Raw genomic sequence first — 25,707 nt, 5'->3', positions numbered from 1 at the left:
AGGCATGCTGTACGCACAATTATTTTGGGAATATATTAAAAACTACGCGAAGACACGGCTGACCTACCGGATGGATTTCTGGATCGAGATTTTGTCCGATATGATGTTTCAGTTCATGAATCTGATCTTCATTTTAATTGTTTTTCGCCACACCCCAACGCTGGGCGGCTGGTCGGAGGCAGAGGTCGTGTTCGTCTATGGCTTCTTCATGATTCCATATGGCATTTTCAGCACCTTTTTCAGCATCTGGAATTTCAGCGAGCGGTATATTGTCAAAGGGGAAATGGACCGGATTTTGACGCGTCCGGCACATAATTTGTTTCAGGTGCTGCTCGAAAATGTCGATCCGCCTTCCCTGATCGGTTCTGTTGTCGGTGCAATTATTATGTTTGTTTGCTGGGGCGAGCTGGGTCTGCCATTCCATGTCATGGATATTGTGCTGCTGGCGGTATTCGTTATTGGGGCTGTGCTCGTGTATGCGGGCATTTATACGGCCTTGTCGGCAATTTCCTTCTACTCGGATGCTCCGACCGGCATCGTGCCGCTCATGTACAATATTCAAAACTATGGGCGTTACCCGGTTAACATTTACAATAAAATGATTCGTTTCGTACTGACCTGGCTGCTGCCGTTCGCATTTGTCGGCGTCATTCCCGCTTCGTATTTCCTCGAAAAGAAAGCGGATGACCTGTCGCAGCTCGCGCTGCTGACACCGGTCGTAGGCCTCGTGTTCTTCACGCTCGGCCTGCTGCTGTGGAACCATGGCGTGAAGCGTTATCGCGGTGCTGGTTCGTAATGAATAGTTGTTTAAATGCGGCGAGGAACTATTCCTCGCCGTTTCAATGTAAGTCAAGAGTGTCCAATACACGAAGTAATGTTCATAGTTCTACATACATATAGAAATGGGAAGCGGAGGTTGAATACATGTCTACGATAGTAGTGGGACAAGCGGTGCCGGATTTTAAGCTTCCGGAATCGGATGGGACGCAGGTGAGCCTTAGCGATTACTTGGGCAAAAAGGTTGTGCTTTATTTTTACCCGAAGGATAATACGCCCACCTGCACCGATCAGGCTTGCGATTTTCGCGATGCCTATCCAGGGATGGTTGACCGCGACGCCGTTGTCATCGGGATTAGCCCTGACAGCGTGAAGTCGCATGAGAAGTTTATTGCGAAGAAGGAGCTGCCGTTTCTGCTGCTCGCGGATGAGGAGCATGAAGTATGCGAGCTGTTCGGCGTATGGCAGCTTAAGAAGCTGTACGGCAGGGAGTATATGGGCGTCGTACGCTCGACCTTTCTAATCGACGCCGAAGGCAAGCTTGCACGCGAATGGCGCAAGGTGAAGGTAAAAGGGCATGTGGAGCAGGTGGTAGAGGCTCTGAAGGAGCTTTAATAAAATCGGCCTATTATTATATATATCATATAGCGCTAGAGTAAGTGGCGCGCAGCAGGAGCTTAAACCTGCCTGCGCGCCTTTGTTCATTTATGGCGCCGCTACATTTTCCCATTTGCTGCGTCTATAATAGAGGAAGGATTGTTGAACGGATTGCAGGCTTGGCTAACGAATAGGTTTAGCTGTAAGCGTAAGTGAATGAGAAGAAGGAGTTGGCATGAAATGACAGGCATAAGAGGAAAGAAGATAGCAGGATGGTTTAACGGGCACACAGTGGCGCGTAGTGCACTGATCGGAATGGCTGCCGTAACAGCGTTTGCTGGTGCTGGCAGTGCAGCGGCGGCCGCACAACCAAGCAGCCAGGTAGAGGCAGTGCAACCGGCTAGCAGCAAGGCGATCGCAGTCGAGGTGAATGGCAAGGCGGTGGTATGGAATGTACAGCCGCTTATTAAGGACGGCACTACATTCGTGCCGCTTCGTGAAGCAGGCAAAGCAGCTGCTGGCAATATCGAATGGGATGGGAAGACGCAAACCGCAACGATTAAAGTAAACGGAGACGTCATCGTCCATCCGGCGGGAACGTCCGTAATAACGGTGGACGGGCTGGCCATGAACATGTCCGCGCCTTCTCTAAACATAAAAGGCACACTCATGCTTCCGCTGCGTTCAGTAACGGATGCGCTCAAAGCATCGCTGCAGCTGTCACAGACGAAGGAGTTTCTGACGATCCGGATTCAGACGGATGCAGTAACGAAGTATGGCAAAGAGGATGCCGCGATTGACGCCTATTTGAAGGGCGAAGGCTTCTCTGGCATGGCGCTTGTAGCGAAGGACGGGGAGGTGCTGCTTCGTAAAGGCTATGGCTTTTCCGGAACGAATAAATTGAATCGTCCGGATGCCAAGTCCCGTATCGCTTCCATTACAAAATCATTCACAGCGGCATCCATTATGCAATTGGTTGAGCAAGGGAAGCTGAGCCTAACCGATCCGGTGTCCAAATTCGTAACGGGTATTCCCCGCGGCGATGATATAACTATTCATATGCTGCTGTCGCATACGTCAGGGCTTCCATCTGAATTTACACGAAGCGGCGACGTTACCATCGAGCAGACGATTGCGGAGCTTCGGACGAAGCAGCTGAAATACGAACCGGGCACTACTTATTTGTATAGCAATAACGGTTATGTGCTGCTAGCTTATGTACTGGAGCAACTGGCTGGCGAAAGCTATGCCGACTATGTGAACGAGCATTTTCTAACTCCGCTGGGCATGAAAAATTCAGGGACGGCTACGCCTGAAAGCCCGACCATTCAGGGCTATATTTTGCAAAAAAATAACGAGTGGGCCGCAGCGCCGTATTATGTATCGCAGTCGGGAACGGGAACGCTGTATTCGACCGTCGATGATTTGCTCAAATGGGATCAGGCGCTTCGGGCAGGCAAGGTCGTAAGCGAGCAGTCGCTTGAAGCGATGTACACGCCGCATTCGGATAAAAATTACGGTTACGGCTGGATTGCAATTAACTTGAACGGCGAGAAGGGCGTTTTCCATAATGGCAGCGGTAGTGGCTATGCAACAGGAATGCTGCGTAATTTGGATAGCGGAATGACGGTTATTTTGCTCGGCAACCACGCCGGCATGGATATGACAAAGCTGCTGCAGCAGGTGCATAAGCTGGCGGCAGAACAGTAATTTTGAAGTTTGGGATGGCCGCCGCTCGCTTGAGCGTTTCCGGCAGGGCGAGGGCGGTCATTCCATTTTGCCGAATCAAACAAGCTTTCAACCACGTTAATTCCCCATAGACAAATAAATGAAATGTTCGTAAGCTACAGCCCCTCCCAACTACAAATACATATAATCCCAAAATATTATCAAAGATGAGACCTATTTTATAGCGGAAAATGTAGACCGATGGTGCTAAATGAATGGTTCGAAACAACCATTTTTGTCCAATATTTTGAAAGAACGGCGTGTGCTATGGTATTATAAAAAAATAAGAACATATGATCTGTTTTTGCGAAAGGGAGATCACAATGATGGATATGATCAAGCCGCCGGCTGAGATGTTATTTGAAGCAGAGCTGCGGGCGCTGCGTGAAGAGGATACCGGAAAGCGTCCGCCCGAGTGGCTGCTGTCTCCGGCCTATGTGCGTGACTTTATAATTGGCAGAGACAAGCCGGCTGTCGTGGACGGCAAAGAAGTCGCCATTACCCGCAAATTTTACGGAAATGATGTGCTGATCGAACGGGCCGTTGTCACTTTGGCAGGCAACCGGGGCTTAATGCTCGTTGGAGATCCAGGCACAGCGAAGACGATGCTCAGTGAGCTGTTGTCGGCGGCCATATCGGGGACGAGCCTGAATACGATTCAGGGCACAGCCGGGACGACGGAGGATATGATCAAATACTCGTGGAATTATGCGATGCTGCTGGACAAAGGCCCATCTGAGGCCGCGCTTGTGCCAGCGCCTTTATATAATGGAATGAAACAGGGCATTATGACCCGCTTTGAAGAGATTACGCGCTGCCCAGCGGAAGCGCAGGACAGTTTAATTAGCATTTTGAGCGACAAGGTGATGAATATTCCTGAGCTGGACGGCGGCGTATTATTTGCGAAGCCGGGTTTTAACGTTATAGCAACGGCGAATATTCGCGACAAAGGCGTCAACGAAATGAGCGGTGCCTTGAAGCGCCGATTCAATTTCGAGACGATTAAGCCTGTCAGCAGCATGAAGATGGAAGCGGAAATTATTAAAAATCAAGCCCGAAGCCTGCTTATGCATAGTGGCGTTGACGCGGAAATTGACCTGAATGTGGTCGAGCTGCTGGCGACGACATTTATGGAGCTCCGCTCCGGCATTACGCGCGAAGGCTACAAAATCGACATCCCCGCAGCCTCCATGAGCACGGCAGAAGCTGTTTCTGTCTATGTTCAAAGCGCGATGACCTCCTATTATTATGAAAATAAATCGATTTCGCTTGATCGGCTCGTGCAAAATATGCTCGGAACGATTGCCAAGGAAAATGAGAAGGATTTGTCCATCCTGAAAACCTACTTCTCCAAGGTCGTCAAAGAACGCTCCAAGGAAGATGTAATATGGAAGGACTATTACGAGGAAAGAAAATGGATTGGTTAACGGGCGAGGCTGACAAGGAGCTGCCGTCCTTATTTGATCAGCAGGTGTTTAACCTGAGCAGCGGCACCGTTTATTTTCCCATCCGCCATCATAGCCCTGCGTGCTCCTTTCATCTGCTGAAGGTGATGAAGCAATATAAGCCGGACATTGTTTTGATCGAAGGGCCAGCGAGCGGCACTCCGCTCATTCCGGTGCTTGCGGATGAGGCGACGGAGACGCCTGTCAGTTTGTATTGCACTTACGAGGATGAACAAGGCGGAAGATCGGCTTGCTATTATCCTCTGTTAAGTTATTCTCCGGAGTATGTGGCCATGAAGGAAGCGGCGCATCTTGGCATACCGGCGGCGTTTATTGATCTGGATTATAGTCACGAATCGAGAACCAAAGCTGAAAAACAGGAGACGTCCATCCAGGATGAAACCTTGCTTGCCAGCTCCGATTTTATTAATCGTTTATGCCGTAAAATGAACTGCCGCAGCTTTGATGAGCTGTGGGAAAAGCTGTTCGAAATCGAAGGGCAAGCAGCAACGACGGAAGCTTTTGTACGGAATGTATTTACTTACTGCGCGTTATCTCGTATGTGCTATTCGGAGGAACAGCTTCGTGCCTCCGGAGATATGGCGAGAGAGAAGTATATGAGAGAGTGCATCAAGCAAGCTGTGTCCAAGCATAAGCATGTTCTAGTGATTACTGGCGGCTTTCATACGTACGGCCTGCTGGAAGCTGCCCAAGCATACAGTCCTGCGAGGGAAGAACAGCAGAAGGAGCAGCAGGGAAAAAAAGGTGGAGCCATCCAGCAGCAGCTGTATCCGATGGTCTACACGTTCGAAGAAGCGGATCGCTTGAATGGATATGCGAGCGGGATGCCTTATGTGAACTATTATGAGCTGATTTGGAATAAGCTGCTGCAGCATAAAACAGAGCCCTATAACCAGACAGCGCTCGCCTTGTTATCCGAGCTGATGCGCAAGCTGCGCAAAGGCCAGGAGGAGGTTTCGACGAGCGATGCGATTGAGGCATACAGCATGTTTCAAGGGCTTGCGGTGCTTCGGGGCAAAAGGGAAGGCGGGGTGTACGAGCTTCTGGACGCCGCGCTCTCCTCCTTCGTGAAGGGGGAGCGGACGCTAGCAACGGACAAGCCGCTTGAGGAGCTGCGCTTGCTTCTGACAGGGGATAAAATCGGCATTGTCGCTCCCAATCCGTTTACGGTGCCGATTGTGGAAGATTTTAAGAATCGCTGCTCTGCGTCAGGGCTTCAGATTAAGACGACCGGCAAGCACAAGAAGGTGCTTGATCTGTACGCCAAGGCGGAGCATCGTCTGCTTAGCCAACTGCTGCAATGCGCGAGCTTCCTCGTTCCGGATTTTGCAATACGGGAGTCTGGACCAGATTGGGTCGCCTATCGGCATATGAATCTCGTTCGTGAAACTTGGGTCTACGCGTATTCGTCCCGCATTGAGGCGAGATTAATCGAAAACTCGCTGTATGGAGGAACGCTCAAGGAGGCGGCAGCACGCAAAATCGGGGAACGGATACAGGAGCTTCCCGATCATCATAGCGGCGAAATCGCGAATGCGCTGCTGCAGGCTCTTCTTATGGGCTTGCAGGATACAGCGAGGCGGTTATATGAGCAGGTGCAGGCCGCTTTGCGCAAGGATGGAAATTTTCTGTCGCTGTGTCAAACGCTTACGGTATTAAATCGTTTGCGCCAGCATGGCAGACTGCTGGGACTTGCGGCAGACGAACAATTGCCGCTGCTCGTAGCGGAAGCTTATAACAATGCGGTAGATAAGCTGCTGGGGCTTGCAGCCATCCATTCGGATGAGCATCCAGCGATTATACAAGGGCTTAAGCTGCTGGCGATGCTGGCGGAGTCGTCTGAATCGCATTTTCAGAATGATACGTTCAGGGGGCATTTGAGCGAGCTGCTGTCGGACCCTAAGCTCTCCCCGCAATTGGAGGGAGTGGCGATGGCTATATTAGCGGGGCTTGGAGACCGAACACGTGAAGAGATGGTGGAGCGCGCCAGAAGCTACGTTCGCGGAACGCCGGAGCAGGCCAAGCAGACGGCGAAATATTTGCAAGGGATGTTTGAAATCGCGCGCGATGCTTTTTTGTACGATGATCTGCTGCTGGGAGAATTGAATTATTTAATCGAGGAGCTTCCTCCTGATGATTTTATTGCGATGGTGCCGGAGCTGCGGCTTGCGTTCACCTATTTTACGCCAATGGAGACGTCGCTAATTGCAGAGCGGGTCGCTAAACGGCATCAAGCAGAGCCGGAAGAGCTGGAGCGTCCGCCCATCGACGAGCAGACGCTTATACAAGCCAAGGCGCTGGATGAAGCCATTCGGAAGGAGTTTGCCGCATGGAAGCTGATTTGAACAGGCAGAATGAGCGAAGTGAGCATGAGCATGGTGAGATGGGACAAGCCCCGATTGCTCCCCCTGCTACAGGCAGCCGTACATCGGCCGAGGCCTTGAATCGCTGGCGGCTCATCCTTGGGGAGGCTGCCGAGGAAGGCTTAAGCGAAGCCGAAGGCTATTCGCCTGAACATTTTTCATATACAGAAATGGATGAACTGCTTGCCTATTTATATGATCGCGAATATGGCGAGGAGCAGGGCTACAGAAGATCAGCAGGGCGGGGAGCCTCAGAGCTTACCGTTCCCAAGTGGCTGCATAAAGTGCGGGAGCTGTTTCCGAAGCAGACGGTGGAAATATTGGAGAAGCAGGCGCTGGACCGTTATGGGCTGACCGAGCTTCTGACGGATAAGAAGCTGCTTCAATCGCTTGAGCCTAACATGAATCTGCTCAAGAACATCCTGCAATTCAAAGGTCGGATGAAGGGCGATGTGTTAAGAAGCGCGAAGGAAATTGTTCGTGCAGTAGTGGAGGATTTGCGGCAGAAGCTCGAATCGCAGGCGAAAGCGAGCATACTCGGCAAACGCAGCCGCTACACCAGCAGCTCTGTGAAGTCGCTGCGCAATTTAAATTTTAAGAAAACCATTTCTCGAAATTTAAAAAACTATGATCGCACAAAAGGCAGATTTGTGATCGACCGTCTTTACTTTGACGGCAATGTGCAGCCGCATAACAAATGGAACATTATTATTGGCGTGGATGAGAGCGGGAGCATGCTGGACTCGGTCATTTACAGCGCGGTGATGGCGAGCATTTTTTACAAGCTGAATGCGCTGCGCACGCACTTGTTTATTTTTGATACCCAGGTTGTTGATTTGACGAGCAGGCTGGAGGACCCCGTGGATCTGCTCATGAACGTTCAGCTAGGCGGCGGTACGCATATTGCCAAAGCGCTGCGCTATGGCGAGACGCTGATTGAAAACCCTGGCAAAACGATTTACATTTTGGTCAGCGATCTGGAGGAAGGCTACCCGATTCAGCATATGTATAAGGCTTGCAAAGATATTTTGGACGCAGGCTGCAAGCTGCTGGTGCTGACCGCACTCGATTTTAACGGGGACTCTGTTTATAACAAACATGCGGCGCAGACGCTCACCAATATGGGGGCTCATGTTGCGGCGATTACACCAAATGAGCTAGCCGACTGGATCGGCGATATTATAACTTAATTTTTGGGAGGACTCGGAAAATGATAACGGAAAACCGTGAAGTTGAAGCCTTGGTTGAAAAGTTTGGAGAAGCACTCTCTCAGGAGTATTCGAAGAATACGGACCGCAGCGCAATCATTATCGATTATGTAATGGGCAGAACAGAGCAATTCCCGGATTTGCTGCCTGATTCCATGCAATATGCCTACCGTTCGATGGATCTATTTGAGAAGCTTGCGAAGAAGGATGACAGCGATGTGTTTTTTCGTGCGGGTGCACTCATGCTGCGAATGGGACTCAATGCTAGCCGAAGCTATTATTGGCAGGGATACAGCCTCGCGATCTGCTTGGGCGACGGGCATTATGCTTTAGGGCTGGCAGGAAAAAGCAAAGCGGGAAGCCAGCGCTTGCAATCACTGCTGCCACGAATGGAGAAAATACATAAATTTGCCGGAGATAAGGCGATTATGGATGAGCTGAAAAGCAGGGTTAGCAAATGCAATTTTGGCAAAAAGGATGCTGGAGATACAGGCGTTATTATTAATACGCTGCTGCTTCTAAAGTTGTATTCCCTGCTTGATCATACCTCGACCCATCAATTTAACAGCCAAAGACTCGCGAGCGAGTTTCCGGAAATATTGCAAGCGGTATTGGCCGAAAATACGGAGCAGCTTCGCGAGCTGCTGAATGCTGCGGTGAAGCCGATCATCGCGTACCCGTTCAAAGCAAAGGAAAATTATTCTGTTAGGGAGCTGAACGCGGATTTTATAACGAGCCAACGCGAAAAAACGATTGCGGCACATTATCCTGATCTCCAAGCACAGGAGACCGGAGAAGTTTCCCGCATCGAATTTAATCGGACATTGACCCAGATTCATAGCGCTTTGTTATATGTCATTAACGTTAAAGGCGGCAAGCAGCTGTTTCTGGACGAGCCGGGGGATGTAGGCTTAGCGCTGCTTGATGCAGTCAGAACGCTGCATGAAGTATATCCGCTTGAGGTCCGCCAGCATTTGCTTGCCCTCGACAGACGCGCCAAAAAGCCGGACGAGCTGCTGGAGGGCATCGTTCCTTTCCAGGAGCCTTATGAGTTAATTGAACGGCTAAGCGGAGAGCTGAATAGCTATATGGTGCCGTGGAGCGCGCTGCAAAGCTATGTGCTTAGTGTGCCGGATCAAGCTTTGCGTGCTTATGAAATTTTACGTTCGGCGTATTACAAAGCTTATTTGCATAAGGTGCTCACAGATGGCGGGATTGCATTGTCAGATGAAGCCGGCACGCTTACGCAAGCGGTATTCGCTGTATTAAGGGGACAATCGGAGGGAGGACGTCATGGTCTGTTTCTCGCCCGTTATTTGGAAGGGGAAACTTCCTTCGAGGATTACTGGAAGGATGAAACGAATCGCTCGTTGTTTGACCCAAGGAACCGGGACAGCAAACGCAAAAGCCTGCTTGTAGCTGTAAGCTTCTTGCCTCCCGATTCGCCTTATATAAGGCGGCTGGCCATTTTGATTACACGACCGGAATGCGATGCACTGACTCTCGTGTCGGAAATGTACCATTCCTATTCGTTTAGCGGACAAAAGCTGCTGGAGCTTTATGGTGAAGATCCTGAGGTGAGCCGTGAGCGTCTGCTTTCGGGCTTGCTGATGCTTAATGGCATGAGAGATTATTACTACCGTTCGATGCCGCAAAGCGAATATCGATCCATTATTAGAAATAATTTAACGGATTCATTGAAGCAATATAAGAATTTACCTACGGATTCTCGGCTGACGGTGCTTGAAATTGCCTTTGAGGATCGCGATGCTTTGACCCTTGAACAGCTGACGGAAGCAATCCGTGCGGGGCTGCTGGATTCATCGAAAAAGGCAAGCGGAGCTGCGCTGGCTGAATTCAGCCGAGTGCCTGACGAAACATTATATTTAACCCTTTATCGCACCGAGAAAAAAGCAGCGATTAAAGAGCTGGTACTAAACTCCCTGCGCAGCGTAACAGGCAGCAAGGCGGCATACCAGCAATTGCTGGAAACGGAAAAATCGGAGGACTGGCGCACGCTTATTCAAATTTTGCTGGATACGGCTGATTTAAGCCCAGTTCATGCGCACGCAGCGCTTGCAGATCAAGCGGATGCCAAAAAAACGGCCCGCCTCAGCTGGCTGTCCGTAAATGATTTGCCAGCCTTGCTGGATTTGGAGGGGCAGCAAATAGATGACCGAATCAAGTCGTATTTGATGCTTCAATCGATGGATCATACGACGGCTCCGAATGAGCGCTTGAACGAGCTGCGTTCTTATGTAAACAGCGATTCGCTTTCAAATTTCGCAGCGGAGCTCATTCAGCTGTGGATTCAAAGCGAAGCGCCTGCGAAGGAAAAATGGGTGCTGTATGTAGGCGCATTGTTCGGTGATCGCAGGCTGATACAAATTTTAGCTCCGCAAATTAAGGAATGGACGGAAAATAGCCGCGGCGCAATGGCGGCGGAAGCGGTCAAGGCTTTATCTTATTTAAGCGAGCCTGCCGCATTAATGGCCATTGACAAAATCAAGCGAACCGTCAAAAACCGCCAGGTAAAGGGCGCGGCTGAGGAGGCGCTGCAGCTGGCAGCGGAAAATCAAGGACTTACGCCAGAGCAGCTCGAAGACCGCCTGGTCACGTCGCTTGGCTTTGATGATAAGGGTGCTCAGCAATTCAGCTATGGCGAGCGCACCTTCCAGGTGAAGGTGAACCGGAGTCTGGAGGTTATCGTCATCAATGAAGAAACAGGCAAACCGCTCAAAAGCTTGCCTGCGCCGGGGCAAAAGGATGATGCGGAGCTGGCTGCGAAAGCGAAGGCTGATTTCAATTTGCTCAAAAAAGATTTGAAAACGATGGTCGGTATCCAAGCGCAGCGACTGGAAGAATCGTTGTCTAAACAGCGGCTATGGTCCGCCGAAGAATGGACGGCGCTGTTCGTGGGCAATATCGTCATGCAGAAGTTTGCTGTGGGCCTCATCTGGGGCATGTATGAACAAGGCAGTCTTACAGACACGTTCCGTTATATGGAGGATGGCACCTTTAATACGGTAGATGAAGATGAATACGAGCTTGCTGATGGAGCCAAGGTCGGCTTGGTTCATCCGCTTGAGCTGGATCAGGAAGCGCTTGAGGGCTGGAAATCACAGCTGGACGATTATGAAATCAAGCAGCCATTTGAGCAGTTGAATCGTCAAATCCATCTCGTGGAAGAAGAAAATCAGCAAAGCACAGTATATGAGGATTTGCCGAGATCAGAGCTTTCGCCTACAGCGTTCCCTAAGGCGCTTGAGAAATATGGCTGGTACAAAGGGTCAGCCCAGGATGGCGGCTGGTATAGCGAGCTGTATAAGGACTATGGTGATTGGCTTGCCGAGCTGCGCTTTAGCGGGACTAGCATCACCTATTACGAAGGCTTGGAGGACATTACGCTGGAGCTGCTGCAATTCCATGCGAATGAAAAAGGCCAATACAGCTATTACAGTGATATTCCAGCTCTAGCTTTGGGCAAAATTCCAGGTCGTGTATTCAGTGAGACGATCTATGATATTTTGCGGGCATCAGGGCGCTAGCATGTCAGCTGCCGCATTTGAGACGAGCTTTGGGCAGTTTGCCAAGCTATGCACCGAGGATTATTTGGTTCGGCATTCGAATAAGGGCTTATATAATCGGGCGTTAAAGGATATCGGCAAAGGCACTGATGTCAAATATGCTTGGGGAGCATCATCCGTCAGCTGTGAGTTGAATGATGGAACGATCTGCATATTGGAAAATACGCTGACAAATTGGAAATGTACGTGTCCATCAGAAAGCTTATGCAAGCATGTGCTAATTGCCATTTTGTTTTACGCACAGCAGCTGCCATCATCATCTTCTTCGTCTTCTTCTGCACACGAGGAAGGAGAGTTAGAAGGCAGCAAGCAACAGCCAGACGGCACTGCGGAACGCTTTAATTGGCTGCTGGCTGCCGAGCTTTCACCGCTGATCAAGCCGTTTAATGTATCCCTTGTGGAAGAAGTGCTGTTTCGGCTGCGCTACCCGGAAGAGCTGGAAGTGACACAAAATGCGCTTCTTACGGTCTGTCTCAAGCTCCAAGGTGCTGAGGTTTCGTTCACTGAGGAAGCAAACCCGGCTAAGGCGCTTTGCAAAATAAAGGAGAGGGCCGGAGAGCTGTTAAAGCTGGAAGCCCTCTTGCGTTACCGAGCTTCAAAGGGACTGGATGATCTGGAAGCGCTGCGCGGCAAAGTGTATAAGGTCGCTTTTTCGCCCGATACCGTAAGGGAATGCAAAGAGCTGCTTACTGCGATGCTGCGGACGGGACTTGCCCGTCTACCCCAGTCGTATATGGCACAACTGGAAACGCTCGCTGTCACAGCACGCAGTGGCCAGCTGCCGGACGTGGAGCGCGGCTTGCGCGGCATTCAGGGCGAGCTCGAGCTGTTTTTCAACCGGCATGTCCGATTTTCGATGATAGAGCTGCTGGATCGCGTCACCAAGCTGTATCTTGCTCTGGAGCTGCTCGAACGGGAGACGCTTCCTGCTGCTCAGAAGGAGCAGCTTATCGGGACTTTTCGCAGCAAATATTATGAGCTGCCGAAGCTGCGCCTATACGGTCTTGGCGCCGAGCCGTGGGAGACACGTTCAGGCTTTAGGGGCATCACTTATTATATGTACGGGCTCGATGATGGGCAGATGTACACCTATAGTGACGCGCGCGCTGTGTATTATGAAGGCAATGATTTTTCATTTGCCAAGCATTATGCCAGCTATTCGCCTTGGCTTGCGAGCTTGACGATGCGCCAGTTTGCAGGAGAAGAGCTGGTGTTCGAGCACATTAAAGTGAACGAGGAGCGCAGATTATCCTCAGGCGAAGGGGCTAACCTTACTCTCGTTGCCCGTCGATCCATTAACGAGCTTAATGTGGGGCGGCTCGCCTCGGATTTGCCCGCTTTACGGCGTGTTGGAGCGGGGGAACCAGCATTATTTTCAGACGCAAAGGAACGGCTTGTTTTAATTAAGCTGGCGCGGATCATAGGGAATCGGTTCGATAAAAGCTCGCAGAGCCTCTTACTCGAAGTAGAGGATGAAACAGGCGAACAGTTGGAGCTGATCCTTCCTTATCAAGCGGACTGGGAAAAGACCGTCAAACGTCTGGAAGCCGGATACGGCGCTGCGTCGCTTGAACAGTTTTATGCATTTGTGCGAATAGAGGGCGGCCAGGCTTATCCGATCAGCTTTTTGCATAATACGAAGTTGATTAGCTTAAAGCTGGATATGTAGGGCCAATAAGCAGGTGGAAAAAGGAGCAATGGAATGGCTTTGGAGCAGGTTTACGATGGATTGCAGCGGCTGCGCAGCTGGTTTGAGGAGCTGCTGCTTCGTGGGACCGCGCAGCTTGCCTTGAAGGATATCGAATGGCTGGAGCGCGAAGCGGAGGATGCTGCCCGATTGCAGATGGACTTTCTGTCTACGCTGCTGAAGCAAGTGGCCAGCGAAGGGCGCAAAATGGTGCTGGGAGGCGGCGAGGAGCAGCAACTGCTCCTTCATAGCTCCCGGCTTTATCAATATGTTCAGCTTGCTGGACAGAAGTAACAAGCCTCCTTGCTTTAGGGAGGATATCAGCATGCGAGCTGGAGCCACTTCCAGCATGCAAAGAGAAGGAACCGGACACTGTGGCGCTGCGCAGGTCGGTTCCTTCTCTTTTTTTCTAGGAATATGGATGAATGATAGCTTATTCTGCAAGCGGGATGAGGATGGTGAATTCCGGGTTCGGTGCATAAGGGTCACGGCTCATTGGATAAAATTCCAAATGCGTCAAGCCATCCGAAAGTGGCCTATGTCCGTTTTGTCTGATCCAGTTATATACGTATTCGTAGGAAGCCTCTATGTTTTCGTTCGCCTGATGATCGTATGTGGCATAGGTCAGACTGGGAATAGAGAGACTGTACATGCCTTCGGGCACACAGCCTACTGCTTCTGCCTGAACCGCCGCATAATGAGTAAAGCCTGTGCTTGTCGTGTGAAAAGAAAGCCCGAGCAGCTTATTGCGCTCCCGCACATGGTTGATTTCCGTCACACGCTGCTGGAATTGCTTCTGAATTTCCTTAATTCCGCCTGCTGCTGCTTCGGCAAAGGTGCCTTCCCATTGTAGTCCTACGACGTGAAAAGCTTCCCGCTCTGTAAGGACTACCTCCTTCAAAACGTTCATTCTAATCCCTCCTGTGCTGGACTATTTTCCATTCGAGCGTAAACGGCTGTCGCCACCCTTTGGCGGCAAAGCTTCCGTTTCGCGTAGAAATATAGAGAAAGTATGAACAAATCACATACTTTCCTATATTTCAATCAATATCCGTACGTGAAACGCTTACACTTCCTAAACCGCCGCCTATCCACTGCCGTCTTGTTATCTTGTTCAGCCGTTTAGAGCCTGCTTTACTATTTCTCTATAAACGGGGTATTTCCTTTTGCATTTATGGGAAAATTTAATAGGTTTTGTGTCGTCCAAATGACAGCTGAAAATGCTAGAATCGCTGCCGCGCAAGGGATGGGAAGCGAAAAAGTCAATCTATCCGCCTTGAAACAGGTCTAAATCGAGAGAAGCATGGCGAGAATAAATGCTAGAGAAGATTTTATTTTTAAAAATAAAAGCATTTATAAGTTACACACTTATAAATGGCTTATATTTCACCCGCGAAACGGTAGCTTAGCCGCCAGAGGAGGGCATCAGCCGTTTACGCTTGAGAGGAAGGCAGGTTGTCTAATGATGATTCATTCAAAATACCAATCTACCGCTCGGCAAGAGGAGACGGATGTATGGCAGGAGCTGCCGCAGATGCTTATTCATCGCATGCTCCAGCGTGTGGAAGGCGTTCTGCTAGGCAAGCGGGAACTGGTAAAGCAAATGTTCACCGCGCTGCTGGCGGGTGGGCATGTGCTGCTGGAGGATAAGCCGGGAGTCGGCAAAACCGTGCTTGCAGAAGCGTGCGCCCGCGTCATTGGCGGGGAGTTCAAGCGCATTCAGTTTACGTCGGACATGCTGCCGTCGGATGTGCTGGGCGGAGCGGTGTGGGATGCGGCTCGAGGCGAGCTAAAGTATGTAACAGGCCCGATTATGGGCAATGTCGTGCTGGCGGATGAAATCAACCGCGCCTCCGCCCGCACCCAGTCCGCATTGCTTGAAGCGATGGAGGAGCGGCGTATTACGGTGGATGGGGAGACGAGGCCGCTCCCGTCGCCGTTTATGCTGATTGCTACGCAAAATCCGCTGTGTTTTGAAGGGACGAGCAGGCTGCCGGAAGCGCAGCTGGACCGTTTTATGATGCGGCTGTCCATTGGATATCCCGAGCCGCAGTTTGAGAAGCAGTTGCTGGAGCAGTATGCCGATGGGCAGCGGCAGGAGCCTCATAAAATCAGGCCAGTGGTCATGCCGGAGGAATGGCTGCGGATGCAGCGGGAAGTGCGGCTGGCTCATGTGCATCCTGGCCTGATTGAATATATGGTTCAAGTGGCAGACGCTTCGCGGAAAATGCCAGAGCTGTCGCTGGCGATGAGCCCGCGTGCCGGCAGGGATTGGCTGCGAGCGGCACAGGCCTCTGCATATTTGGAAGGCAGAGGTTATGTGCTGCCGGATGATTTGCTGGCGACAGGCGAAGCCGTGCTTGCACATCGGCTGGAGGTATATCCGGGGGCACCTCTTCGGATGACAGCAGCACAGCTCGTAGAGCAGCTGCTGCGCACTACACCGCTTCCTGCAGCCGTGCTGCCGCAAGCGGCGGGAGGGCGGCGCTAATGGCGGTTTCCAGTGCGGATAACGAGGCAGTGAAACTAGGGCAAGTGGATGCTGGAGAATGGCAAGCGAAAGCGGCGGGTACTGAGCGTGAGGCAGAAGCGGAGCAGGAGTTGGGACAGCAGAGGCTGGGCCGGATAAGGTGGGGAGGCTGGCTGCTCCTGCTATCGGGATGGTGCGCTGCTCTTGCTGCTGTCATTCAGCGGGGAATGGCGGTGGAGTGGTTTATGTTCGCAGTGCTTGGCTGCATCATGCTGCTAAGTGCCGGATTGCCTTGGCTTGCTATGCGAGGCATGGAGGTGCGCCGCCAGCTTGACGAAGGCACAATTCGCGATGGGGGAGAGGTTGAGGTGCAGCTGATGCTGGGCCGCGCTTTCCCTATTCCGTTCATTTGGCTGGCGCTTGAAGATACGATGGTCAATGGGAGTACGGCAAAGCAGGAGCGAGTTTCTTATCGCTATGCGGCACAGCTTCATTTCGCAACGAGACTCGCGCTTAGCTATCGGGCGCAGCTTATTCGGCGCGGGGAACATAGCTTTGAGGCGGTTACCGTTACGGTAAGCGATTATTTAGGATTAACGGCTGTTAGCCGAACCTTTGCTTGCCGCAGCGGGCTGCTTGCGGTTCCCGCATTGCCGGAGGCTGTAGCAGCTCCGGGTGCGGCGGCGCTTCGGGGAAGCGGCTTAGCGACTATCATTAGGCTGCATCCGGGCAAGATGGATGCTCAGGAGGCGGGATCAGGGCGTGAGCCGTCTGAAGGCCAGCATTCCGGCAGACAGGGAGGAATTGGTCCTGAGATGCGGCCGTACCGGGATGGGGATTCGCTGCGCCATGTCAATTGGAAGGCCGCCGCGCGCGGGCGGGGGCTGCACACGAAGGAGCATGGCACAGCGCTTCATCGCCCATTGGTGCTTTTGGCCATTGATAACACGGTGAGCGCTTATGATGGTGACGAAAGGTTTTTTGATGCCTGCGCCGGGTGGGCTGCCGGCGTGCTGGAGCAGGATTATTTAGCGGGAAATCGGGTGCAGCTCATTGCTGGCCAGGCGGTTCTAGACGATGGTGCCACCGATGCGTGTGTGAAGACGGAATCCATACAGCCTTCGTTGTCAGCACAGCAAGCTGGCGGCTCAGGAAAGCTTTTGGGAGCGGAAGCGAATGAGCAGCAGTCTAGCGAAGCGGGAAGCTCGGCTAACACGGAGGGAAATGTATGGATGGAACCGGGTGCATACGAGGACAACAGCGCAGCCGCAAGTATGCAAGAGCTGCTGGAACAGCTCGCACGGCTGAAGCTGGTACAGCATGGCCGATTTGTTGCAAGGGTAATTGGCGAGCTTGACCAGATGCCTAGAGGAGGCATATTGCGCTGTTTTACCGCCGATTGGCGCAATAGCGCAAGCTGGGGGCAGCTGGCCTCGCGGGCGGCGGAGCAGGGCTGCCAAGTGCTGCTGTATATGCTGATCAAGCAAAGCACGCCTTCTTTTGCGATGCGCGAGCAGCAGAAATGGCTGGAGAGCTTCGGTGTCCGCACATATTGGCTGACGTATCCGGAGCGGATGAATGAACAGCCGCAATTAACGAAGGGAAGGATTCGTTATGGCGATATTTAATGCGCAAGGGGAGCCGGCATTCGGCTACCGCCTATGGACGAGCTTGCTGCTGCTTGGCTTGCTTGCCGAGTGGATGCTTCCATGGTCGGAGGCTGGCAGCCGTTATTATATTGATGTGGCTCAGCCTCTAATTGTATTTGTAGGCTGTATTGCTATAGCGGGCTTACTGCGAGCACCTTGGTATATCATGCTTGTCGTTTATTCCGCCATCGGCATTACAGGCTTGATGCGTCTTTACAGAGGCCCAGATGTGGGACCGCTGGAATGGGCAGCTGGTTTTGCCAGCCGCTTTGCCGAGGAAGCTGGCGGGCTGTTCAGCATAGGAGCAGTAGCGTGGGGGATGTCAACAGAGCTGCAGGCGCTGCTTCTGTTTACCGGCTTTGCGCTGCTTGTGCCTGCGCTGCAGGCTTTAATTTGGCTGCGCCAGCTGGGGCTGGCTTTGGCCGGCATAACAGCAGGGTATTTGATTTTACTGCATGCATGGCTTGGCATGGATGTGCTGAATGCGCTGCTGCGTGTGACGGCGGAAGGCCTGCTGCTTGGCGCGATTGTCATGTTTGCACGCATGAGAACGCTGCAGGGAGAAGAAAGCAAGGAGGAGGCGCAGACGGCTTCTTATCGCTGGTCGGCTTCTGCTTTCATCGTTGTGGGGCTGTGCCTGGGCGCCGGACTTCTATTCTCTGGAGGAAAATCCGCCGCAAATAGCCCCGCAGCTTGGACAAAGCCGCTAACTGCAAGTCTGGAGCAGTATGTGCTTGGTTTGGAGCACGGCAATCCGAAGGCTGCGCTGGCCTCGGCTGGCGCGAGCGGAAGCTACGCTTCCACAGGCTATGGATTTGATGACAGCACATTAGGCGCTCCCCTAAAGCAGGATGAACGGCTTGTTTTTACGGGTCTGTCTCCTGTTCGCACGTATTGGCGCGGGGAGACGAAAGCTTTTTATACCGGTAAAGGCTGGCAGGAAACGGAGCAGCGTACGGTGCTGCTGCCCATTCAAAATGGCGGGGAACGGATTGCGTCCGCTAGTGGAGAGGGAAGTGTGGAGGTAGAGGCGGTAGAAGCCCTTGCAGAGGTAGAATCGGAGGCAGTTTTAGAGACAGTGATAGATACAGAGAAAGATACAGAGACTGGCAAAGAGAGGGATATAAAAAGCCAAGGGACAGGTGCGGAGACAACCGTCAGCCCGGATCGAATCGTCGTTCAGACGGTGCTGCTTGAACAGGCGGAGCGCGGCTTCCCTCTTTTTATGGGCGGAACCTCCGGTACTTTGCTGGATTTAACCTCTTCGCAGCCAAGAAGCAAGCTGAACACTTATTTGAAAAATGAAGCGACGGGCACGCTGTACGCTCCTTCGGATAAGGTACTTATAGACCAGTACACTGTCCAGACGCTGCTTCCCGTGATGGATGAAGCTGCCTTGCGCAGTGGCGGTATTCAAGCGGGAGAGAAGGAAGCGCTGGCCGAATATTTGCAGCTGCCGGAATCGCTGCCGAGCCGTGTTGCTGCACTGGCAGCAGAGGTATCGGGAGGCGGAGTAACAAGCCGCTATGATCAGGTGAAGGCGGTTGAAGCTTATTTGCGAAGCAGCTACACTTATTCTGCTGAAAATAGTGCGGTTCCTGAGGCAGGAGCAGATTTCGTGGACGATTTTTTGTTTAAGCAGCATGAAGGGTATTGCGTGCATTTCTCCAGTGCAATGGTCATTATGCTTCGTACACAAGGCATTCCGGCTAGATGGGTGAAAGGCTTTGCGCCCGGAGCCGTGTCCGCGGAGCAGCCGGATGCACGAAATGATGCGGCACATGCAGGCGTGAAGCTGACCGCTTATGAAGTAAAGGGCAAGGACGCCCATGCCTGGGTGGAGGTGTACTTCCCAGGCGCTGGGTGGGTGCCTTTTGATCCGACGCCGGGGTATGGCGGCGAAGGGACAGCTGCGGGAGCAGCGCTCGCGGGCTTGGCCGGCACAGCCGGCAGTGCGGCGGCAGGCGGCGAAGGGGCCGCCGGTGCGTTTGCCAGCGCCGCTGCGCGCCCGATGGGGCAGCGCGCGCAAGCGCTGGCTGTGGCGGCGGCTGAGCAGGCCGCCACAGCTCTCGCGCAAGGGGCGGATGCCCTTGCGCGTGCGGCGCTTGGCGCCGCCGAGGCAGCGGCGGGGGCGACGCCCGCCGCTAAAGGCGCCGCAGGCGCGGCTGCGCTGGCGCTGGCAGCCGTGCTCTGCGCTGCGGCGCAGCGCAGGCGGCTGCGCCTGTGGCTGGCGCTGCGCCGCTACAGCGCCGCCTCCCGCGGCGGGACGCCGGCCCGGGGCAGCGGCGGCGTCCAAAAGCAGTTTGCCGCAGTATCGGCGGCAATCTGGCCACAGCTGGACCGCTGCGTAGCCAAAAGGCAGCCGCAGCAAACAGCAAGGCAATACGCAGCAGCGCAAGCCGCTCTGCTGCCTGCCTCCCAGGCCGAAGCCTTGCAGCGCTTCGTCACATGGGATGACGCCGCCCGCTATGAGCAGCGGCGTGCCTGGCAAGCGCCGCTGCCGGAGGAGCTGTCGGCAGCGGCCGCCCTATTATGTGTCCGCAGGCACTCCGCGCGGCGCACATAACCATCCAGGGGCAAGCTAAGCTTCACCAGCTTGCTCCGCATCCCAAAGAAGCAAGCAGTCCACTAACCATGCGGCTGCTTGCTTCTTTTTTTCCTATCCAATCCTGCCAGTCCCCACCAATCCCATGCATCCCGCGCGCTCCTTAAGCTCAAACGACGCACAGACAAAAAAGCTAGTGATGAGAACCATTTTCAAATATAATAAAATGGTGTTTGATAGGACAGATAACGTTTATCTGTAACGGGATGTGAATCGAATGAGTCGTATAAATTGGAATGACCAACTGCTGCTGTGGCATGAAGCGACGGTTAAAGTGCTTGATATCCGGCATATAGCTCTGGGGAAAAATGAAGAGCTGCGCGGCTATCTACTGCCATCCAGCGGTTTCATATGGGTAACACGCGGACAAGCGCAGGTGACGCTGGATGGGAAGAATTATGCTGCCCAGCGCTTTCATCTCCTGCATGGCGGCAAGGGGATGTGCTTAAACATTATTCCTTCGGCGGATGTACTTGAATACGATATGATCTTTTATAAAGGGAATCTGGCGGGGCAAGGCAATCGAAAGCTTCAGCAGCTCATGGAGCATAGCAACCCGTTTCAAATCCAATATGGCTTTGCTCCTCAAAACCCGCTTGCGATACATGCGATTGTGCGGAAAATGGAAGAAAGCTGGGGCAAGCTAAGCATGCTGGACAGGCTGGGTGCTAAGGGTCAGCTTTATCAGTTTGTGCATGAGCTGATGGGCCAGCTTTCAGATCAGGAAATTGCTCCAATTGTGCCGGATCTGGTGCGGCAAGCCATGCGCTATATTGAAAACAACTACCCGGAGCCGATATCGGTTGAAGGTTTGGCCGGACTGCTAGGATGCAGCGCCAGCTATTTGTCGCGTTTATTCAAAAAACAGTTGGCAACGACGCCGAACGACTATTTGATTAAAGTCCGCATGGATCATGCCAGCCACCTGCTTTCGGAGACGCAAGCTACGCTGCAGGAAATTGCGGCGAGCATCGGGTATCCGGATGTGTATTATTTTAGCCGAGTGTTCAAAAAGCATACCGGGCTGCCGCCGCTTCGCTTCCGCTCCCGAGCCGCAAGCGGCAAATCAGTTCAGAATAATCCATTCCATCGTTCAGGGCAAGCCATTGTCCCCCATCCAACGCAAAGCTACAATTACAGTGATAATAGTTATCAACTAGTTGGAGAGGGAGATTTAACGATGTATAAGGAATTAAAGTTGTCGGTGGCTGCTGTTATGCTGCTCTGCATGGCTCTATTGTTCAGCGGCTGTGCAGGCTCCGCAGCGGTAAATGATCGCTCCATAACGGCAGAAGCGGCGGCAACGGGGGAAAACAGCGCGGTGCAGCAGGCATCGCAAACCAAGGTTGTGCAGCATATGTTGGGCGAGACGGAAATTCCGGTTAACCCGCAGCGAATTGCGGTAAGCGGCCTAGAGGATATTTTGTTGGCTTTGGACGCACCTATTGTGCAGGCACAGGCGATGAAGGGCCAATATTTATATGAAACGCTGCAAGAGAGAAATATTCCGGCCATCTACACGCCAGACAGCTTGAACTACGAAGCTATTTTGGATGCGAAGCCAGATTTGATTATGGCGCATTTGCTGCCGACCGATAAAGAAAGCTATGAAAAATTGAGCAAAATCGCTCCAACGATCGTTTACGATCGCGGTGACTGGAAAACCTCCATAGCAGCTATCGGCAAAGCCATTGATCGGGAGGAGCAAGCCCAGGCGGTCATTGATGCGTACAATGAGAAGCTGGAGCAAACGAAAGAAGCCGTTGCGAAGGCTGTAGGCGCCAACCATTCCGTCGCGTTTATTCGCCCGTCCCAAAGCGATGTGCAAGTCTTTTTCCCGGCGTTCGTCTATACAAGCCTTGTCTACAAGGATGTTGGTTTGGCTATGGATGCATCTGTCGCGGAATTGGAGCAGAAGGAAGAAGAGGGCATTTGGGGAGTAGGCGAGTCGCTGGAGAAGCTGCCCGAATTAACGGCTGACCATTTATTTGTGACGGTTGGCGGATCGTTTGATTCGGAGGAGGAAGCCCAGATGGCTTTGGCTGAATTGGATGAAATCGAGAAAATGAAAGTGTGGCAGGAAATTCCTGCGGTTAAAAAAGGGAATGTGCACAAAGTATCAGCGAGACATTGGATGCTGAATGGTCCAACAGCTGATAGCATGAAGCTGGACGATGTGCTCAAGGCGCTCGTTAAATCTTAAAGCAACGCAAAATGTTTAAAGGGTGGCCTTCCGGCATGGAAGGTCCTTTTTAATGGCATTTAAATTCCTATTTTATCCATATGAGGCGTATCTCCTTTAAAAAAAGTGGATTATCGTCACTCAGCCTTGACTCGCTCAAAGCGCCTTATATATAATTACTACATTAATTGAGGGAGGCTCGGTAATGAACAAGCCAAATGAAATCATCATTGTTCTGGACTTCGGAGGACAATACAACCAGCTAATCGCACGCCGCATTCGTGATTTGGGCGTATACAGCGAGTTGCTGCCATTTAATACATCGGTTGAGCGCATTCGTGAAATTCAGCCGAAAGGGATTGTATTCTCAGGAGGTCCAGCTAGCGTATACGAAACGAACTCGCCGCTTGTTGACCCGGCAATCTACGATCTGGGAGTTCCGATCTTTGGCATTTGTTACGGCATGCAGCTGATGTCGCATCAATTGCAAGGCAAAGTAGAGCGCGCAGGCAAACGGGAATACGGTAAAGCAGAGGTTGATTTTACGCCGGACAGCCGTTTGACGCAAGGCCTCGACGCTCGCCAGACCGTATGGATGAGCCACAGCGACCTCGTAGTAGAGCCGCCAGCAGGCTTCAACGTTGACGCAAGCACGGAGCATGCTCCAATTGCGGCAATGAGCAACCCGGACAAGCACTTCTATGCAGTGCAATTCCATCCGGAAGTTCGTCACTCTGTATTCGGCAATGAAATGATTCGCAACTTCCTCTATAACATTTGCGATTGTGACGGCAATTGGTCGATGGAGACATTTATCGAGGATACAATCCGCGATATTCGCGACCAGGTTGGCGACAAGAAGGTGCTATGCGCCCTTTCCGGCGGTGTAGATTCCTCCGTTGTTGCGATTTTGCTGCACAAGGCGATCGGCGATCAGCTTACTTGTATGTTTATTGACCACGGCTTGCTCCGCAAGGGCGAAGCAGAAGGCGTTATGGAAACGTTCGTGGGCAAATTCGATATGAAAGTGGTCAAAATCGATGCACAAGAGCGTTTCATGAGCAAGCTTGCGGGCGTTGACGATCCGGAGCAAAAACGTAAAATTATCGGCAACGAATTCATTTACGTTTTCCAAGAAGAGTCGGATAAATTCGATGACTTTGAATTTTTGGCGCAAGGCACGCTGTATACGGATATCGTTGAGAGCGGTACAGCTACAGCCCAAACAATCAAGTCCCACCACAATGTCGGCGGCCTGCCGGACGACATTAAGTTCAAGCTTGTAGAGCCGCTTAAAGCGCTATTCAAGGATGAGGTTCGTAAAGTCGGTTCCGAGTGCGGCTTGCCAGATGCCATCGTATGGCGTCAGCCATTCCCAGGTCCAGGTCTTGCGATTCGCGTGCTTGGCGAAGTAACCGAAGAGAAGCTGACGATCGTACGCGAGTCGGATGCGATTCTCCGCGATGAAATTGCCAAGGCTGGCCTTGACCGTGAAATTTGGCAATACTTCACTGCGCTTCCGAACATGAAGAGCGTAGGCGTTATGGGCGATGCTCGCACGTATTCCTACACCGTAGGTATCCGCGCCGTTACGTCAATTGACGGAATGACAGCAGACTGGGCACGTATCCCTTGGGATGTGCTTGAGAAAATTTCGGTTCGTATCGTAAACGAAGTGGACAACGTTAACCGTATCGTCTATGACGTTACGTCGAAACCGCCAGCTACGATCGAATGGGAATAATGAAAAGAAACTCCGAAATCCCTCTACATTTGAGGGTTTTCGGAGTTCTTTTTTTATAATCGCTAGATATAGTGTTCGAATAGCTTACTCATATAAGGACGAGGATAAAGTCACCCCTGTGCAGAAATGGTTTTTATTTCATAGATTTTTTGGAGCGTATGGAGAAGCTGCGTCTTCTTGTCATCGTCCTCTGCGTGGAGATACCACTCCACAAGCCTGTACCCGAATACGAGAAGGATCAACTCGTAGACGCAATTAACGGCGATAGGAGATACATCTCCATATTCCGAAAATCCTTTGTAATACGCGGGGACACATCGCTGGTAGTATTCGACCATATGATCAATATCCGCCTCATCCGCAATCAGGCTTGCAAGATCCTCGCCCAGGTAGCCCCATCCGCTAGTATCCCAGTCTAGGAGAATTATTTTTCCTTCTGCACAGATCAGGTTGGTTACCCAGAAGTCCCGGTGGCATAGCACGAGGGGCAATTTTTCAATACGGGTGAATATTTCATCTGCGTTCTCATCAATTTCAATGAGCATTTCCCGCACGTGCATCGGAAATTCGCAGTCCTCCGAGCGTATATAATTGTAGACGACAGGCCATGACCTGTAATGCAGATACGTATTTTTCATCAAATCAGCATGGCTCAGGTTGGTCAGACTCTGAAGCACGGCTGGCTGCTCCGCATAAAGCTTGCCTTGATAGCGTCCTAATTCCAGCGCGGCCTGTTCATACATATCACCGGTCAAGTCTAGGCCGGACACGCCGTCTACATATTCCAACCACAGTTGGAATTCATTTTCATCGTCATTGATTTCGGCGTGATAACATATCGGCCAGCGAAAGGAATCCGAGAACGTCGCTCCCAAATCAGAAGCATAGAGATCAAATTCCCGACGCCATGAACTAGGATCGCCGTAACGCTCCCATTTCTTCTGAATTTTTAGAACAATACGGTACGGCAATTTCTTTCCATCAGCAGTTACGGCTATCCCTGTTACCTGGTACACAGCTCCCACAGTCCCGCCATGTAACGGCACGGTTTGGCATTCGGCGGAGATGATATTCGTTTTGAACAATTGGCTTAAAGCATAGTTCAGCGTTTCGAGTTTGATATTCATTTCTTCACGCTCCCGTTTTTTTCGTTTGCTTGCTCCACATGGCGATCGATTTGTTTTGAGCCCTCTTGTCGATAGCTCGTTTTGTCTTGGACAAACTTGTTCTCATGCTGCTGGGCAACATAACTCTCCCGCCTGGAATTTCTTCTATTTTTGTATATCCATAGGTTTCTAAATCAATCATGTTTTTTTGTTAGCTCCTCATAATGTTGTTTTTTTGGACGCAAAATGCCGCGGACAAGCAGCCTCTAAAGAAGCTGCTGTCGCGCGGCATCAGGACATAGAAAAGATACGACCTTCATCGTATCCCGCAAACAGCAATATTCACGAAAGGTTACTTTAGATGGCATACCAAATAATACGGGCATTCTTCCCGCTTTTTTCATGTATGCCTTCTATTCTGTTTTAGGACGAAACCACCATATAAGTCGTCGCCATTAAAATCATCTCCCTTCGTGTAAGGAACTTGCTTATCAATAAGCTACTATAGGATAGCATGTTATGGGAGAAACATCCATAT

General features: G+C 51.7%; 17 protein-coding genes. 14 read left to right on the top strand and 3 right to left on the bottom strand.

Annotated elements, in window-relative coordinates:
* Nucleotides 1–4: 4 nt before the first annotated feature.
* The 9 genes from ASF12_RS05900 to ASF12_RS05860 all read left to right on the top strand — a co-directional run bounded on the left by ASF12_RS05900 (nt 5) and on the right by ASF12_RS05860 (nt 13,707).
* Nucleotides 5–796 carry an ABC transporter permease gene (locus tag ASF12_RS05900; protein ID WP_056030836.1) on the top strand — a complete coding sequence of 264 codons (792 nt, stop codon included), beginning with the start codon at nt 5–7 and terminating at the stop codon, nt 794–796.
* A 128-nt stretch (nt 797–924) separates the two neighbouring features.
* A complete protein-coding gene (gene bcp, locus ASF12_RS05895) occupies nt 925–1,392 on the top strand; it encodes a thioredoxin-dependent thiol peroxidase (protein WP_056030833.1) in 468 nt (155 codons plus the stop codon).
* Nucleotides 1,393–1,614: 222 nt separating this feature from the next.
* A complete protein-coding gene (locus ASF12_RS05890) occupies nt 1,615–3,084 on the top strand; it encodes a serine hydrolase (RefSeq protein WP_056030830.1) in 1,470 nt (489 codons plus the stop codon).
* 344 nt (nt 3,085–3,428) lie between these two features.
* Entirely contained in the window at nt 3,429–4,529 is a 1,101-nt protein-coding gene (locus ASF12_RS05885) for an ATP-binding protein (protein WP_081418625.1), read from the top strand.
* Nucleotides 4,517–6,913 carry a DUF5682 family protein gene (locus ASF12_RS05880; RefSeq protein ID WP_056030823.1) on the top strand — a complete coding sequence of 799 codons (2,397 nt, stop codon included), beginning with the start codon at nt 4,517–4,519 and terminating at the stop codon, nt 6,911–6,913. The genes ASF12_RS05885 and ASF12_RS05880 overlap by 13 nt, the downstream gene beginning before the upstream one ends.
* Nucleotides 6,914–6,951: 38 nt before the next feature.
* Nucleotides 6,952–8,121, top strand: coding sequence for a VWA domain-containing protein (locus ASF12_RS05875; protein WP_056032872.1), 1,170 nt, complete (start codon nt 6,952–6,954; stop codon nt 8,119–8,121).
* Between the two features lie 20 nt (nt 8,122–8,141).
* On the top strand, nt 8,142–11,687 hold the full coding sequence (locus tag ASF12_RS05870; protein ID WP_056030820.1) for a DUF4132 domain-containing protein: 3,546 nt from the start codon (nt 8,142–8,144) through the stop codon (nt 11,685–11,687).
* Nucleotide 11,688: 1 nt separating this feature from the next.
* On the top strand, nt 11,689–13,395 hold the full coding sequence (locus ASF12_RS05865) for a hypothetical protein (RefSeq protein ID WP_056030817.1): 1,707 nt from the start codon (nt 11,689–11,691) through the stop codon (nt 13,393–13,395).
* Nucleotides 13,396–13,428: 33 nt separating this feature from the next.
* The gene (locus ASF12_RS05860) at nt 13,429–13,707 is read left to right on the top strand and encodes a hypothetical protein (protein ID WP_056030814.1); all 279 of its coding nucleotides are present in this window, start codon (nt 13,429–13,431) and stop codon (nt 13,705–13,707) included.
* A 139-nt stretch (nt 13,708–13,846) separates the two neighbouring features.
* Here the strand turns inward: ASF12_RS05860 and ASF12_RS05855 are convergent, their stop codons facing one another.
* Nucleotides 13,847–14,323, bottom strand: a complete 477-nt coding sequence (locus ASF12_RS05855) for a GyrI-like domain-containing protein (protein ID WP_056030812.1) — start codon at nt 14,321–14,323, stop codon at nt 13,847–13,849.
* A gap of 552 nt (nt 14,324–14,875) precedes the next feature.
* Here ASF12_RS05855 and ASF12_RS05850 point away from each other — a divergent pair.
* From ASF12_RS05850 to guaA, 5 genes are all read left to right on the top strand, one after another.
* Nucleotides 14,876–15,904, top strand: a complete 1,029-nt coding sequence (locus ASF12_RS05850; protein ID WP_235533051.1) for an AAA family ATPase — start codon at nt 14,876–14,878, stop codon at nt 15,902–15,904.
* A complete protein-coding gene (locus tag ASF12_RS05845) occupies nt 15,904–17,511 on the top strand; it encodes a DUF58 domain-containing protein (RefSeq protein WP_056030809.1) in 1,608 nt (535 codons plus the stop codon). Before ASF12_RS05850 ends, ASF12_RS05845 begins: the two co-directional genes overlap by 1 nt.
* Nucleotides 17,498–20,098 (top strand): transglutaminase-like domain-containing protein, encoded by a 2,601-nt coding sequence (locus ASF12_RS05840; RefSeq protein WP_056030806.1) that lies wholly within the window; start codon nt 17,498–17,500, stop codon nt 20,096–20,098. The genes ASF12_RS05845 and ASF12_RS05840 overlap by 14 nt, the downstream gene beginning before the upstream one ends.
* A gap of 256 nt (nt 20,099–20,354) precedes the next feature.
* Nucleotides 20,355–22,340: an AraC family transcriptional regulator gene (locus ASF12_RS05835; protein ID WP_056030803.1), complete on the top strand. Its 1,986-nt coding sequence runs from the start codon at nt 20,355–20,357 to the stop codon at nt 22,338–22,340.
* 184 nt (nt 22,341–22,524) lie between these two features.
* Nucleotides 22,525–24,063 carry a glutamine-hydrolyzing GMP synthase gene (guaA, locus tag ASF12_RS05830; RefSeq protein ID WP_056030800.1) on the top strand — a complete coding sequence of 513 codons (1,539 nt, stop codon included), beginning with the start codon at nt 22,525–22,527 and terminating at the stop codon, nt 24,061–24,063.
* Between the two features lie 110 nt (nt 24,064–24,173).
* On the opposite strand, the gene ASF12_RS05825 is transcribed toward guaA, so the two are convergent.
* Both ASF12_RS05825 and ASF12_RS34260 read right to left on the bottom strand, forming a co-directional pair.
* The gene (locus ASF12_RS05825) at nt 24,174–25,190 is read right to left on the bottom strand and encodes a phosphotransferase (protein WP_056030797.1); all 1,017 of its coding nucleotides are present in this window, start codon (nt 25,188–25,190) and stop codon (nt 24,174–24,176) included.
* A 4-nt stretch (nt 25,191–25,194) separates the two neighbouring features.
* Complete coding sequence (locus tag ASF12_RS34260; RefSeq protein ID WP_235533050.1) at nt 25,195–25,371, bottom strand: hypothetical protein; 177 nt, start codon at nt 25,369–25,371, stop codon at nt 25,195–25,197.
* Between the last annotated feature and the right edge of the window lie 336 nt (nt 25,372–25,707).

Source organism: Paenibacillus sp. Leaf72 (genome assembly GCF_001422685.1).
Taxonomy (GTDB): domain Bacteria; phylum Bacillota; class Bacilli; order Paenibacillales; family Paenibacillaceae; genus Pristimantibacillus.
This window is presented reverse-complemented; position numbering and strand designations above follow the sequence as displayed.